Here is a 16,092-nt window from a genome sequence, read left to right as displayed (position 1 = left end):
ATGCAAGAGTCGATTGAACAATATATGCAAACGGTAGGACAGCAAGCACGTCAAGCTTCTCGTATTTTGGCGCGTGCCTCTACCGAAACTAAAAACAATGCGTTGTCAGCTATTTATACTGCTTTAGTCAACAGTGAGCCCACTATTTTAGCGGCGAACCAAGCAGATATGAACAAAGCACACGGCAACAACTTAGACAGTGCTTTACTTGATCGCTTAGAACTGTCTCCCGCACGCTTTAAAGGCATGTTGCAAGGCTTAAAAGATGTGATTGGCCTCAAAGATCCTGTTGGTGAAATCACCGATATGGCCTATCGTCCGTCAGGAATCCAGCTCGGTAAGATGCGCGTTCCTTTAGGCGTAGTTGGCATGATTTATGAGTCTCGCCCAAATGTGACCTTAGAAGCCGCCTCTTTAGCACTGAAGTCTGGTAATGCCATTATTTTACGTGGTGGTTCTGAAGCGCTCGAATCCAATAAAGCCATTGCTGAAGCCATCCAACGCGGTTTAAAACTGGCGGGTTTACCTGAACATGCGGTTCAAGTCATTAACACCGCAGACCGCACAGCCGTGGGGCAACTGATTACACTCACTGAATTTGTCGATGTGATTGTTCCACGTGGAGGCAAAGGCCTGATTGAACGTATCAGCAATGAAGCCCGTGTCCCTGTGATTAAACACTTGGATGGGAACTGTCACGTTTATGTTGAAGCGCAAGCTGACCTACAAAAAGCCCTACCGATTGCGCTCAATGCAAAAACTCACCGTTACGGCGTATGTAATGCCATGGAAACTTTGCTGGTCGATGAAAAAGTCGCAGATGAGTTTTTACCGCGTGTCGCTGAGCTCTACACTGAAAAACAAGTGGAGTTGCGCGGCTGTGCTGAAACTCAGCGCATTTTAGGTGCGGCAGTCAAAACGGCGACCGAAGAAGACTGGTACACCGAATACCTCGGTCCAATTTTAGCGGTAAAAGTGGTATCTGGTATGGAAGAAGCGATTGAGCATATCAATAAATATGGCTCACACCATACCGATTCAATCATTACAGAAAACTACTCTCTAGCTCGTGAGTTCTTGGCCGCTGTGGATTCGAGTTCTGTCATGATCAATGCCTCGACCCGTTTTGCCGATGGCTTTGAATATGGCTTAGGTGCAGAAATTGGCATCTCAACTGATAAAATTCATGCCCGTGGCCCAGTCGGCTTAGAAGGCCTGACTTCACAAAAATGGATTGTGTTTGGTGATGGTCAAATTCGCCAATAACTCATCCGACACATTTTAAATATCTATGTTCAGCTCTTTCCAAAGGGCTGAACATTTTTTATATCTAAACATTCTCTGCCTCTGCGAATCCTTAAAATCTAGAGGAAATCATGCTTTTTTTGATGGTCACGTTGATTGTGCATGTGATTATGTCTGGATCTAAAACGACATATCAAAAATAAACAGGAAAGCCACAATATATTCAGCTCTTTTCAGCAGATAGCGTGTTATTTTTAAAGGGTTGAAGCTGATAAATAATTCAGCATCATTTCATGAATAAATGAAAATCATGAACCGATAAATTTTAATTATTATTCATGAGACGGTCGATAGTGCTTAAGTCTAATCACCTAAAGTCTATCTAGGACTAAAAATATACACATGATACAACATAAAAAATGATCAAGATTGCATAAGAACGTACTGCATGAAGATCAGTTCTAGGACGGATAATTCAATTAGAATCAGGTATTAAAACGTGTCTACATCAGTATTAGTAATTAACTGCGGATCTTCATCAATCAAATATGCGCTCGTTTCTGAACGTCGTGAAGATCGTATTTTCGGTTTAGCTGAGAACTTAGGTTCTGCTGACGCTCGTATCAAAGGTATTACAGCGGGTGGTCAACCCCTTGAATTGTCTATTCCACATGCCGATCATGAAAAAGCATTGGAAACCATCTTAGAACGCCTTTCACATTATAACCCTCAAGCCATTGGTCACCGCGTAGTACACGGCGGCACATTGACCAAAGCTGAGCTTTTAACAGAAGAAATTGTAGAACGCATTCGTGCAGCAACACCACTTGCACCATTACACAACCCTGCGCACTTGGTTGGGATTGACGCCACTATGCGTTTATTCCCAGAGCTACCACAAGTGGCGGTATTTGATACAGCATTCCACCAGACTATGCCTGCACATGCTTACCGCTATGCTGTGCCAAAGTTCTTATACACTGAACACAATGTCCGTCGCTATGGCTTCCATGGTACGAGCCATGCTTATGTGTCTGAACGCGGTTCAGAACTGGCAGGTAGCTTTAAACAAGGGGGCTGGTTAACTGCACACTTGGGCAATGGTAGCTCTACTTGTGCGATTTGGAATGGACAAAGTGTAGATACCTCAATGGGTTTAACTCCACTTGAAGGTGTCGTAATGGGCACACGCAGTGGTGATGTCGATCCAAGCTTACATAGTTTCCTTGCCAATAACCTAGGCTGGGACATTTATAAAATTGATAAAATGTTGAATAGCCAATCGGGCTTACTCGGCCTGTCTGATCTATCAAATGACATGCGTACTTTGATTGAAGCCTCTGAACAAGGCAATGAAGATGCGACTTTAGCTATTGAAGTGTTCTGCTACCGCCTCGCAAAATCATTGGCCGCACTGAGCTGTGGTCTACCACGTCTTGATGGCTTGTTCTTCACGGGTGGTATTGGTGAGAACTCGGCATATATTCGTGAAAAAACAGTCGCTTTCCTACCGCACTTTGGTTTTAACTTGAGTAAAGAAGCCAATGACAGTTTAAAACGTGGTACCGAAGGTCGTATTGATACAGGTACAGGCCCGCAAATTTGGGTTATACCGACCGATGAAGAAGGCCGTATTGCCAAAGAAACTGCATCCGTGGCCGATGAGGTGATTCAAACTGCTGCAAAAAAGTCTGAAGACAATGTAGCGATCGCTTAAGCGGTCGTTACATTCCCTCAAGTCTGTTTTAAATTATTGTATGACGAATAAATATATGAAAACGATTTTACTTGTGCCCACTGGGGAAGGCGTCGGCTTAACATCCGCTTGTCTGGGTTTGGTTTATGCGCTGGAATGCCAAGGTGTTAAGGCTGGATTTTTAAAACCTTTTTCTCAAGAACTGACTACAGGTGCAGACCGTACCACAGCGCTCTATCACCATGTTTCAAAAAACGAAACCGTTGAACCGATTAGTTATCACACCATTTTGCAACAACTCAGTGCAGGTGAAAATGATGAGTTGCTTGAAGATGCGGTTCGTTTGCACCGTGCTATTGCGCGTAAGCATGACCTGATTATTGTTGAAGGCTTAGTCCCGAATAGCCGAGATTCTTTTGCTTCTGAACTAAATGCACAACTTGCGCAAGCACTCGATGCCAAAGTCATTATTGTCAGTAATGCAGACATTAACAAGCCAAGCGCGACGGCTGAAAAAGTCGATAGTCAACTACGCTACTTTGGGGGTGCGAGTTCAGAGCGAACTGCGGGTGTGTTATTGATGCGCACCAAAGGCTTGCCCGATGACTCAGCACACATTCCAGTGACGTTTGACCCAAGTCTGCGTTTAATCAGCGATACCAATAAATTTATAATTGAGCTCCAAAAGACCCATCCAAAGCTCGGATCAGACAAACTCCCTGTAATAGGCTTGGTTCCGTTTAGCAACACGCTTAGCGTACCGCGTATGTCGGACTTGGCTTCACACATTCAAGCGGAATGGATCAATCAAGGCGACGCTAACCAACGTCGTGTGTTGCATAGCAGTTTGATTGCATCGAACATTGAGCACGAACTTCATAAGTTTGTCGCAGGCGAGCTGATCATTAGTGCATCAGATCGTATCGATGTGCTTTTGGCATCCAGCTTAGCCAGCAGTAACGGTATTCCACTGGCAGGTTTGGTCCTAACTGAACACCATACACCAAACGAGCAAGTGCTTGCGTTCTGCCAAACAGCGATTAAGCAAGGCTTACCAATTTTACATACAGCGCTCAGCACGTTCGACACGGCGCAGAGCTTAGCCAATCTCAGCAATGAAATTCCGGTCGATGATACGGAACGTGCTGAACAAGTCACTCGTTTTGTTTCGAGCCATATCAATGAAGAATGGTTAACGGCAATGTTGAATGGCTCGTACCAACCTCGTCTCTCGCCTTCGGCTTTCCGCCATGAGTTGGTCCAAAAATCGATTGCTGCGAAAAAGCGGATTGTTCTACCTGAAGGCGATGAGCCACGTACAGTTCAAGCAGCAGCTATTTGCCAATCTCGTGGCATTGCACACTGTATCTTATTGGCAAAACCTGAAGCTGTAGTAGAAGTGGCTAAAGCACGTGGTATTGAGCTTCCACATGATTTAGAAATTATCGATCCAGATTTGATTCGTGAAAACTATGTCGAAAAAATGGTGGAACTGCGTAAAGGTAAACTGAATGAGCTGCAAGCGCGTGAACAGCTGCAAGACACAGTCGTTCTGGGTACCATGATGTTGGCGCTCGATCAAGTCGACGGTTTGGTTTCAGGTGCAATACACACCACAGCCAATACTGTACGCCCAGCCTTCCAACTGATTAAAACAGCGCCTGAGTACTCACTGGTCTCTTCCGTGTTCTTTATGCTGTTACCCGATGAAGTCTATGTGTATGGCGACTGTGCGATTAACCCAGACCCAAATGCCGAAGAGCTCGCTGAAATTGCGATTCAATCGGCTGATTCAGCAAAGGCCTTCGGCTTAGACCCACGTATTGCAATGATTTCATACTCTACGGGTACCTCTGGTGCTGGAGCTGAAGTTGAAAAAGTTGCTGAGGCAACACGTATAGCGAAAGAACGCCGTCCTGATCTATTGATTGATGGCCCACTTCAGTACGATGCAGCATCGGTTGAAAGTGTCGGACGCTCGAAAGCACCTGATTCTAAAGTTGCAGGTCGTGCCAATGTGTTTATCTTCCCTGACTTAAACACAGGCAATACGACCTATAAAGCCGTGCAACGCTCTGCCAATGTCGTAAGCGTCGGCCCAATGTTGCAAGGTTTGAACAAACCTGTAAATGACTTGTCTCGTGGTGCTTTGGTGGATGACATCGTGTTTACGATTGCACTCACTGCAATTCAAGCAGAACAGCAAGCAACAGCTTAAAGTAACTTGATGTGATCCAAACCATCCAACTGAGCAGTTGGATGGTTTTTTATTTTATAGCGCTCAACAATATGACCAAAGCTTAACTTCTATATATTTACGAACATAGCCCAAACACAGATAAAACAGTAAGACTTTACTTTTCAGACACTTAAACAATATACTCAAGCGATATAATTAAATTCTAAATCATTGGTCTCATAATGAATAAAAAATTGCTTCCAATTCTAATAGTGACAACATTTTCACTGACAGCATGTAATGAATCTAAGCAGCACCAAACACCGTCAGACTCAACCACAGCATATAAAAACTTAAGTACAGCCAATCCAGCTGACATTAAAGCGGATCTTGATGCCCTAGATCAGATTTCGAATAAAAACTCTCAAGCCATTTTGAACGCACAAGATGCGCTTAAAGCGGCTCGTCAAAATAAAGAAGTCGATACCATCCCCGCCCTGCTAGAACAACTGAAAACCCATTCTCTTACGTTTAATACTGCACTAGATGCAACAAACTTCAAAAGCCAAGAAGGTGCTGCGTTACGTGAGAAATTTAAGCAAGTCCATTTACTTGGTGTGGAACTGGCACAAGAAAATACTAAAAGTCCACCACAGATGCAGCGTATAACAGCACTTGAAGCAGAAATCAGCGTCATACAACAAAGCTCTATCAGTGAAATGAGAGCCTTACAACACATGATTTACCCTCAACTGAATTCAGGGGCATTAAACAACACGCGACAACAGGTAAAATCAGACCCTGAGCTCAATGTTACGGCTCATACTCCACCCCATAGCACCTCACATCTGAGTCAAGATAATGCCGCAGACATCAAACATGACCTCATTGCACTTAGAGCCGTATCTCAAACCGCCAAACAAAAGGCGCAAGATTCTTTTACGGACATGCAGCATGCGATAGACAGCGGTAATAGGAATGCGCTTATGAAGGCTGTTAAACAAACCACTACGCGAATTCATGACCTGAATCAAAAATACGATACTGTGACACTCAAAAGCGCTGAAGCAACAGCAGCTCGTGAAAAGTTGAAAGAAGAAAATAATCTCCAAATCGAAATGGGTAATATCATCTTATCGGACTCACCAGATCGACAGAGGTTTGCTGAGTTGAGTAATAAACATGACAATTCTCAAAAAATGGTTGAGATTGAGATGGAAGCACTTCGGCTTAAAGCCAATACAGCGTCATGATGAGCTCATGCAGATTTGGTTCAAGCTATTGTCAGTAGAAAAACCCTGACAGCTATAGATACGACTATGTCCAGTATAGCCAATGATCACAGCGGTAACGCTGTATACATTTATTTCGCCGAAGTTCTATTCTTTTAAATTGCTATAATGACCGACCTAATTGATAAAATTGAAAATGACATTAATAGAAAAAGTAGTCCCTGTTATATTGCGGGATATCAATCAAAGAACAGAAATATTAGTTTTTAAACATCCTATTGCAGGCATTCAAATGTAAGCGTCCGCTAAACACACCTTATGAATTCGTCCTATAAGCCTTAATTTAGTCCTCACTTAAAAACAAGTGGGAACTTAAATTTATGACTACAAATAACCAGACATCCATCGCATCTCTTACGATAATACGAAGAACATATAGTGCTGAATTTAAACAGCAGATCGTTCAGGCGTGTAAAGCATCGGAGGTTTCAATTGCTTCGGTCGCTTTGCAACATGGATTGAATACACATCTTGTATCCAAATGGATTCGCTTAATTGATGCTAAGCCAGGGAATGATCGCTCACTACTACCGAATAAACCTGCATTTATTGCCTTATCTTGCTCTGCACCATTAGATCCTATTTCTACTGGCATGTTAACGGTTCAAATTACTTTACCCCACTCAAAAGCAGAAATTGGCTTGAAATGGCAAGTATCAGAAATATCTGCTTTAGCAGAATTACTCAAGGCACTTACAACATGATCCGTATCGATGAAATCTGGTTGTCTACCCAGCCCATGGACATGCGTGCAGGTATGGATACGGCCATGGCTCAGGTGGTGAGAGCCTTTGGCTACATTAAACCGCATTGTGCTTACCTGTTCTGTAATAAACGTGGCCATCGCATGAAAGTGCTGGTACATGATGGACTGGGGATCTGGCTGTGTGCTCGGCGGTTGGAACAGGGCAAATTTCACTGGGCTAAAGTTCATCAGGGTGAAACCCTGGCACTCAGTCCAGAACAGTTACAGGCACTGATCCAGGGTTTGCCTTGGCAGCGCATTGGACGACAGCAAGTGGTCACAATGCTCTAAACTAGCTTGGTCCATTCTGCTATTCTCCAAACGTTCTATTTCATTCTTCTCATGACCTCAGGCATACTGCGGTCATGAATACACTGCCTGATTTAAGCCAACTGACCCATGAACAACTGCTGGAATTTACTAGACAGTTGGCAATGCAGCATCAGTCTTTGGCACAATCAAATCAAGAATTAGAAAAATCAAACCAGCAATTGGATGCCAAAGTTCAACATCTTTCCATTCTCACGCAAAAATACGAGCATGAGCTCGCACTATTTAAACAGCACAAATTTGGCAGTAAAAACGAACATCTCACCGCAAAACAAATCCATCTGTGGGATGAAGCGGTCGAAGAAGATATTGCCGCTGTTGATCTGGAACTGGAACGGCTGAATGCAGATAAAACTGATGCAGCGACACACAAAGCCACAGTCAACAAACCTAAACGTCGACTGCTGCCCGATCATCTACACACCATCCGTATCGAGCATGAACCAACATCAACCCAATGTGCTTGTGGCTGCACCTTGCGTCGTATCGGCGAAGATATCAGTGAAAAACTACATTTCAGACCGGCACAGTTCTATAAGGAACAGCATGTGCGTGGCAAATGGGTCTGTGATCAGTGTGACACACTGACTCAGCAAGCGATGCCCGCCTATTTGATTGATAAAGGCATTGCCAGTCCTGAACTACTGAGCCATGTGTTGGTCTCGAAATACGCAGATCATTTACCGCTGTACCGTCAACGTCTGATCTATCAGCGGGCGGGCATTGATCTGTCCAGATCCACGTTATCTGACTGGATTGGTCGCTGCGGTGTGGAACTGGAACCTCTGGCCAATGCCTTAAAACAGGTGGTGCTGCAACAGCGGGTGATCCATGCCGATGAAACGCCGGTCACCATTATGCGGATGGGTGATAATGAGAAAAAACCAAAGAAAGGTTATGTCTGGGCCTATGCCACCACACAGTACAATCCAGTTCAAGCGGTGATCTATGACTTTCAGGATAGCCGTTCAGGTCAGCATGCAGAAGAGTTCCTGAATGGCTGGCAGGGCCATCTGGTCTGTGATGATTACAGTGGTTATAAAGCACGCTTTAAATCAGGCCAGGTCATTGAGGTGGGCTGCATGGCACATGCACGTCGTAAATTTCATGAACTGCATGTGACCGGGAAAAGTCAGATCGCTGAACAGGCATTAGTGCTGATTCAGAAACTGTATGCCATAGAAGCAGAACTCAGGAAAAAGACCGATGGTACAGCAGAACAGCGCCGCGAATACCGACAACAGCATAGTCAACCGGTGATGCAACAACTGTATGAATGGCTCAACCAGCATCAACTGACGGTGCCATCGAGTTCTCCAACAGCCAAGGCCATCAATTACACTCTGAAGCGTTGGCCAGCTTTAAGCCGCTATCTGGATGATGGCAATCTACCGATTTGCAATAACTGGGTGGAAGTGCGACACGAAGTCGCTTAATGAAGTTGTTCCCCCCTGCGGGAACCACCCGTGTCACCGGGTGAATCTAGAAGGCTGAATAAAGAGCGCCTTCGACAATGTAACGAGGCACCGCAAGGTGCGGGGTATCAATCGTGAGAGGCGTACCCTTCTGGCAGCCATAGCCGGACAAGGGCTAGATAATCGGTATGGTGAACACATGTGAATCTGCGTAACGATCGTTAAGTTGAACGAGCGGAAATGGCTGATACGCTCGAACCAAAACGGTAATGGAGGTGGGAATTGCGTCTTTCGACTACGCATTCGTGACCCATACGCCTCCCGGTCGATAGCAGGCACCTAAGCCGATGTACTTCAGTAAGCGGAACGTGGAAATCCCGTATTACTCCCATTGGGAAAGCAGTTTGCAAAAACTGCCCATGGTGATGCGGGCGAAGGAACGAGGAAAAAGCGAATGCCAGTCTGTAATGGGTTGGATAGAGGTTGAAACATTACCCCACGCGAAAGCGGGCTGACGTCCTTATGGTCTCTCATCACAAGAGAGTGTGTAGAACCCTTTTAATGGAGGGAGAGCAAATGAATGCAGCAGTATCAGCGTGTGCACCTTCCAGCACATCGTGGGACAGCATCGATTGGATTGCTGTACAGCGTCATGTCAGAGGGCTGCAAGCGCGTATTGTGAAGGCGGTACAAGACGGCAGGCATAACAAGGCGAAAGCTTTGCAATGGCTGCTGACTCACTCGTTTAGTGGCAAAGCATTGGCCGTCAAACGAGTGTCTGAAAACAAAGGCAAAAACACGGCTGGGGTCGACAAGGTGACTTGGAATACACCCAAGGCCAAGACCGGTGCGATGATGTCGTTGAAGAGGCGAGGTTACACGCCCCTTCCGCTTCGGAGAGTCCTTATTCCGAAGAAAAATGGCAAGATGAGACCTCTTGGGATACCCACGATGAAATGCCGGGCCATGCAGGCGCTCCATCTGCTGGCTTTGGAACCCATCGCGGAGACCATCGCTGATCGGAACTCTTATGGGTTCAGACCGCAACGCTCAACCGCGGATGCTGCAGCACAGTGCTTTGGTGTGCTGTCAAGAAAAGTAAGTGCGGAGTGGGTGCTAGAGGGTGACATTCAAGGCTGTTTCGACAATATCAGCCATGACTGGATGATCGCCAACCTCCCAATGGACAAGGTGATTCTACGGAAATGGCTCAAAGCCGGTTACGTCTACCAAAGCAAGCTGTTTCCCAGTCTTTCCGGAACACCGCAAGGAGGTATTATCTCCCCGGTGCTGGCCAACATGACCTTGGACGGACTGGAAACGATGCTGGCGAAGAGGTTCTCTAACGCCAAATGGACAGGCAAAAAGCTGCAACTGGTACGGTATGCGGATGATTTCATCATCACGGGGTATTCTAAAGAGTGGCTCGAAAATGAAGTTCGTCCTGCCGTGGTTGAATTTCTGGCGCAGCGCGGTCTCGTGCTCTCTCAGGAAAAGACCAAAATCACGCACATAGGGAACGGGTTCGATTTTCTTGGCTGGAACGTACGTAAGTACAACGGCAAGCTACTGATCAAGCCGTCAAAGGCAAACATCAGCGCTCATCTTGACAAGCTGCGAGCATTAATCAATGCAAACAAAGCGACACGACAGGCCACTTTGATCGGTTTGCTCAACCCGATTCTAAGGGGTTGGGCCAACTATCACAGTCATGTCGTTGCCAAGAAGGTTTTCAACCAGGTAGACAACGCAGTGTGGGAAATGCTCTGGCGATGGGCTGTACGTCGCCACCCTCGCAAGACACTCCGATGGGTCAAAGATCGGTATTTCAAAGTACAAGGAGCGCGTCGATGGGTGTTCTCATGTGATGAACAGTCCGCCGATGGTCGGAAGCGACAATACACATTAGTGTCTGCCTCGGACACGCCAATTGTGCGACATATCAAGATCAAGGCTGCTGCTAACCCTCATGACCCCGCATGGGATGAGTACTTCGAATCCCGATGGGGTAAAAGAATGCTGGTCTCCGCAAAGGGGCGAGCCAAGCTGTATCGGGTGTGGCTAAAACAAGGTGGTCGCTGCTGCGCCTGTCTTAAACCAGTCACCAAAGATACACCATGGCACAGCCGTCATATTGTGAAGCTAAGTCATGGTGGAACGGATGCAGTTGCTAATCTTGAGATTTACCATCTGTATTGTCCGAGGAGTGTTCAGTTTGCCAATGTCAACGATGTATAACCGGGTGCCGAATGGCGCCTTAGCAGAGGCTTGAGCCGTGTGCTGGGAAACTCGCATGCACGGTTCTTAGGGGGTTGGACGTAGGTAACTGCGTCTGACTACCCGACAACCAGATGCGGCCTTGGGCGTTGGGACGTAAGAACTGGTTATTTGCAGGTTCGCTGCGTAGTGGTCAGCGAGCGGCAAACATCATGACTTTAATCCAGTCAGCAAAGCTGAATGGGCTGGATCCGTATGCCTATTTAAGTGATGTGCTGAAAAGATTGCCGACCCATAAAGTGACCCAAATAGAAGAATTGCTACCACACCGCTGGAAATCCAACTCAAATTAAAAAATAGACATGGGGTTCAGCGGACGCTTACATTCAAATCGTAAAAGGTACAGTTGAGACGAATGAAGAACTAGAAGAGGCAGCTTTACGAGAGCTTTATGAAGAATCGGGGATTTCGTCTGCACACATTCACTCATATTTGGGTTTACATCATCCATCTGAACAAGGTCTTAACTGGCATGTATTTATCTGCCATAGCACAGAAACTATAAAAGTGAATAGCCACCGATTTTGTAGACACTTTTATGCAATGATGATGGCGGGCTAGAGTTTAATTTCTTTTGGCACCCTCTGTTTGAGTCACCAAGCGCTGAATGGCATCCATTATTCCAAGAATTACTAGCGTTTATAAAATCAAAATATTGAGCCGTAGCTTAGGAGAAATTTTGATTCACTAGAGCTAACAGCGTATAGATTTAAAAGCCCAGATCTCGTGTCTGAGCTTTATAAACTGTAGTGTCTTTAGATCTTCATCACTCAGCTTCGCTTCAACATTTGACTCAGTCTAAACTTGGGCGGCTTGATAAAGAAAATTGCATTACCACATAAAATCAAAATCACCCCAATCACCGCATTCATATGCCATTGATACCCTTCCCAGATGGTCGAAATCACCAAAGCCACCAAAGGAAATAACAAAGTACTATAAGCTGCCTTACCTGCCCCAATCCTTCCGACCAAATAGAAGTAGGCGGTAAAGCCAATCACTGAACCAAAAATAGCCAAATACAATAAAGCACTCACTGCACTGAATTCCATAGCAGGGAAAAACTCGTCTTGTTTAAATCCAGCAATCAATGCCATCAAGATTGAACCATATAGCATGCCATAAGCATTGGTGGTAAAAATATCCAATCCGTTTTTCTGATGGCGCGCACTGATCATATTGCCCAGTGAAAAACCATAGGTTCCTAACACACAAAGACCAATCCCCATCAGCGTATGATTATTTAAGGCACTCCCCACCACATCATGCCAAAACAAGGCAATAATCCCCAATCCACCCAACAAAGCCGCAGGATAAAAACGGGTAGACACCTGTTGTCCAAAGAACAGTTTGGCGTTGAGGGTATTAAAAATGACTGCCATCGAAAAAATTACAGCCTCTAAACCACTGCTGATATATTGCACCGCATAATAGAAACAAACAAAGTTAAAACCAAAAATACAGCATGCTTGTAACATACAAAATAGATGATCTTTTACAGCCAGCTTTTGCAGTTTTCGGCACAAAACAATAAAAGCAAACAACACCAGAGCCGAAATAAAGAAGCGCCAAAACACGGCTACATTGGTCGATATCCCACTTTGTTGTTGCAAACTAATCGCAATCCACGTCGTTCCCCAGATTACAACCACCAAAGCATATAACAGCGCATTCATACTCTTTCAACCAAACTCAAACCACTCACGCTATTGTGCTTGGTTTAGGTTTCTCATTTCTTGCACCTTCTTGTGGTCACTATCATGAACTTGTGGTTTTTTACTGATTTTCTGATATAGATGACAAAATGAAATCAAAGTCCTACACTCATTCTTCCATTCGGCACTGCGTATAGATGATGAAATATCAGATTCTAGATCAATTACAACAACATAAAGCTCAACTCCTCGACTCGGTCGAGTTGGGTTCAGGCATGCAGCTGGCCATGTGGCAAAACAACCAAGACCGTGTCAGTGTTTGTAGTAACCACCATACACTCAGTATGTATATTCAAGGTGGATATCACAGTTATCAAAAGACAGCTCAAGGTTGGCATAATGGCGGTGGGCCAGATCATATGTGCTTGATGCCACAGAATTTTGAGTCAACATGGGATCTGCGCGACCCACTGACTTTTGTGCATCTGTACTATACTGAAGAACACTTACAACGCGTCGCTGAACAAGTGTGGGATCGTGAGCCGAGCCAAATTATTTTAAATCCGCAAAGTTTCGTAGCTGACCTACAGATTGCCATGATCTATCGACACTTTTTACTCAATGGGGCTTGGCAGAACAGGGAAAATCACTTGCAGATGAGTACTGCCACCACGCTTCTGCTCAACCATCTAATTAAAAATTATAGCCATACCGAATGGCAAGCCCCTGAAGTCAAAGGCGGGCTGTCCCCGTATACCCTGAAGCAGTTATTAGAATGGATTGATCAGCATATTCAGCAAAGCTTGACCCTGTCAGATTTAGCCGAGCAAACTCAGCTCAGTGAATACCATTTTGCCCATATGTTTAAGCAATCTATGCAAATGCCACCACACCAATATGTAATGCAACGTCGACTTGAACTGGCACATCAAGCTCTACAGCAAACGACTGCTAATATGACAGACATTTCGGAGCAGTATGGATTTAGCTCCAGCAGCCATTTTAGTCATCGCTTTAAAAAGCATTTTGGCTACACTCCATCCCAAATGCGGAAAAATTAGAACCCGTCGATAGGATAAAGCGAAGATTTGAAGATTTGAAGATTTGAAGATTTGAAGATTTGAAGATTTGAAGATTTGAAGATTTGAAGATTTGAAGATTTGAAGATTTGAAGATTTGAAGATTTGAAGATTTGAAGATTTGAAGATTTGAAGATTTGAAGATTTGAAGATTTGAAGATTTGAAGATTTGAAGAAAGCTTAAAACAAAAAAAGAAGATAAAGCTTAAGCCTGATCTTCTTTTTGACCGTACATCCAAGTCGCTGCGATATATACACAAAAGCCCGCAGCCATCACTAAACCTGTCAACATGCTCGATGTCCTATTGTTTGATGAATGCATTATGCGAAAGTTTTATGACAACTTTATGACAGTGTTGTCATATTTCAATATTATTATTTTTACATTATATTCAATACCTTAAGTAATAAATCATATTCATAATCCAAATTTAGACATGAAATATTTCATTAAATTTAGATATTTTTGTCATATTTACCACCGTTTATAACCTCATTTTCTCATCAATTTTGTTCAACTATTAAACTTTCGCCTAAAGGCTTCGCAAAACATCCACAACCTCGGCATTTTGTCTTATAATTTAGCCCGCTAGCTATCAGCCCGCTCAAGAGATATTTGTATGACCACTATTATCAAGCAAGATGATTTGATCACATCGGTCAAAGACGCGCTTCAGTTCATTTCTTATTATCACCCACAAGACTTCATCCAAGCGATGAGCCGTGCGTATGATCGTGAAGAGAACAAAGCTGCAAAGGATGCGATCGCACAAATCTTAATTAACTCGCGTATGTGCGCAGAGGGTCACCGCCCAATCTGTCAAGATACAGGTATCGTCAACGTATTCGTTGAAGTGGGCATGGATGTTAAATTTGATTTAACTATGAGCTTAGACGATGCAATCAACGAAGGCGTACGTCAAGGTTACCTAGAAAACTCAAACGTACTGCGTGCTTCTGTATTGGCTGACCCAGCATTTGGTCGTAAAAACACCAAAGACAACACCCCTGCTGTGATCTATCACAAACTTGTTCCAGGCAACAAAGTGGATATTACCGTTGCGGCAAAAGGTGGCGGTTCAGAAAACAAATCTAAACTGGCTATGTTAAACCCATCTGACTCAATCGTGGATTGGGTACTTAAAACTGTTCCAACTATGGGTGCTGGCTGGTGTCCACCAGGTATGTTGGGTATTGGTATTGGTGGTACTGCTGAAAAAGCCATGATGCTTGCGAAAGAATCGCTCATGGAAGAAATCAACATGGACGAATTACTTCGTCGTGGCCCTGAAAATAAAATCGAAGAACTTCGTATGGAAATCTTCGAAAAAGTAAACGCACTGGGTATTGGCGCGCAAGGCCTAGGTGGGTTAACCACAGTTCTAGATATTAAAATTAAAGATTACCCATGTCACGCTGCGGGCAAACCAGTGGGTATGATTCCAAACTGCGCAGCGACTCGTCACGCGCACTTCCAACTTGATGGTACAGGTGTTGCACACATTCAAGCACCTAAACTTGAAGACTATCCATCAGTCACTTGGGATTCATCAACCTCTAAGCGCGTTGACCTCGACACCATTACCCAAGAAGAAATGAACGCTTGGCAACCAGGCGACACCTTACTTCTGAATGGTACAATTTATACAGGTCGTGATGCTGCACACAAACGCATGGTCGACATGCTGAACAATGGTGAAGAGCTTCCTGTCGACTTAAAAGGTAAATTCATTTACTACGTTGGCCCTGTAGATCCAGTCGGTGATGAAGTGGTTGGTCCTGCTGGCCCAACAACAGCAACACGTATGGACAAATTCACACGTCAAGTGCTTGAAGCAACTGGTATGTTCGGCATGATCGGTAAAGCGGACCGTGGTCCTGCAGCGGTTGAAGCAATCAAAGACAATAAAGCGACTTACTTGATGGCAGTGGGCGGCGCAGCTTACCTTGTGTCTAAAGCAATTCGTGAAGCTGAAGTGGTTGCTTTTTCTGACTTAGGTATGGAAGCGATTTACAAATTTGTAGTGAAAGACATGCCTGTATCGGTAGCAGTTGATGTAAATGGCACATCTATTCACGCGACAGCACCAAAAATCTGGCAAGCGAAAATTGGTAAAATTCCAGTAGTCGATGCTGCAGCGGGCTAAAACTTAAGTTTTACTTTTTTGGATACCCTTAA

General features: G+C 44.6%; 10 protein-coding genes and 4 pseudogenes. 13 read left to right on the top strand and 1 reads right to left on the bottom strand.

What is annotated here, in order from left to right; translation table 11 throughout:
• The 11 genes and pseudogenes from AC4CUX_RS10190 to AC4CUX_RS10140 all read left to right on the top strand — a co-directional run bounded on the left by AC4CUX_RS10190 (position 1) and on the right by AC4CUX_RS10140 (position 11,838).
• Positions 1-1,266, top strand: a complete 1,266-nt coding sequence (locus tag AC4CUX_RS10190) for a glutamate-5-semialdehyde dehydrogenase (protein ID WP_005400805.1) — start codon at positions 1-3, stop codon at positions 1,264-1,266.
• Between the two features lie 478 nt (positions 1,267-1,744).
• Entirely contained in the window at positions 1,745-2,962 is a 1,218-nt protein-coding gene (locus AC4CUX_RS10185; protein ID WP_005400806.1) for an acetate/propionate family kinase, read from the top strand.
• Positions 2,963-3,017: 55 nt separating this feature from the next.
• Positions 3,018-5,159 carry a phosphate acetyltransferase gene (pta, locus tag AC4CUX_RS10180; RefSeq protein WP_039890250.1) on the top strand — a complete coding sequence of 714 codons (2,142 nt, stop codon included), beginning with the start codon at positions 3,018-3,020 and terminating at the stop codon, positions 5,157-5,159.
• A gap of 233 nt (positions 5,160-5,392) precedes the next feature.
• Complete coding sequence (locus tag AC4CUX_RS10175) at positions 5,393-6,373, top strand: PM1805 family lipoprotein (protein ID WP_490792386.1); 981 nt, start codon at positions 5,393-5,395, stop codon at positions 6,371-6,373.
• Between the two features lie 175 nt (positions 6,374-6,548).
• Positions 6,549-6,647 (top strand): annotated as a pseudogene (locus tag AC4CUX_RS10170) (NUDIX hydrolase); the annotation flags it as partial.
• 85 nt (positions 6,648-6,732) lie between these two features.
• Complete coding sequence (locus tag AC4CUX_RS10165; protein ID WP_146857247.1) at positions 6,733-7,116, top strand: transposase; 384 nt, start codon at positions 6,733-6,735, stop codon at positions 7,114-7,116.
• Positions 7,113-7,448, top strand: a complete 336-nt coding sequence (gene tnpB / locus AC4CUX_RS10160) for an IS66 family insertion sequence element accessory protein TnpB (protein ID WP_058951667.1) — start codon at positions 7,113-7,115, stop codon at positions 7,446-7,448. The genes AC4CUX_RS10165 and tnpB overlap by 4 nt, the downstream gene beginning before the upstream one ends.
• Before the next feature lie 74 nt (positions 7,449-7,522).
• Positions 7,523-8,902, top strand: a pseudogene (gene tnpC / locus AC4CUX_RS10155) (IS66 family transposase); the annotation flags it as partial.
• Between the two features lie 576 nt (positions 8,903-9,478).
• Positions 9,479-11,140 (top strand): group II intron reverse transcriptase/maturase, encoded by a 1,662-nt coding sequence (gene ltrA, locus AC4CUX_RS10150; protein ID WP_005167203.1) that lies wholly within the window; start codon positions 9,479-9,481, stop codon positions 11,138-11,140.
• A gap of 104 nt (positions 11,141-11,244) precedes the next feature.
• Positions 11,245-11,472: pseudogene (locus tag AC4CUX_RS10145) on the top strand (transposase domain-containing protein); the annotation flags it as partial.
• Between the two features lie 31 nt (positions 11,473-11,503).
• Positions 11,504-11,838 (top strand): annotated as a pseudogene (locus AC4CUX_RS10140) (NUDIX domain-containing protein).
• A gap of 111 nt (positions 11,839-11,949) precedes the next feature.
• Here the strand turns inward: AC4CUX_RS10140 and AC4CUX_RS10135 are convergent.
• On the bottom strand, positions 11,950-12,855 hold the full coding sequence (locus tag AC4CUX_RS10135; protein WP_279045575.1) for a DMT family transporter: 906 nt from the start codon (positions 12,853-12,855) through the stop codon (positions 11,950-11,952).
• 179 nt (positions 12,856-13,034) lie between these two features.
• On the opposite strand from AC4CUX_RS10135, the gene AC4CUX_RS10130 reads away from it, so the two are divergent.
• Positions 13,035-13,895: a helix-turn-helix transcriptional regulator gene (locus tag AC4CUX_RS10130; RefSeq protein ID WP_279045576.1), complete on the top strand. Its 861-nt coding sequence runs from the start codon at positions 13,035-13,037 to the stop codon at positions 13,893-13,895.
• 638 nt (positions 13,896-14,533) lie between these two features.
• Entirely contained in the window at positions 14,534-16,060 is a 1,527-nt protein-coding gene (locus AC4CUX_RS10125; protein ID WP_005400812.1) for a fumarate hydratase, read from the top strand.
• The last annotated feature ends 32 nt before the right edge of the window (positions 16,061-16,092 follow it).

Source organism: Acinetobacter sp. 231_lipA, from assembly GCF_058243005.1.
Note: the sequence above shows the minus strand (reverse complement) of the source record. Positions and strands in the feature narration are given on the sequence as shown.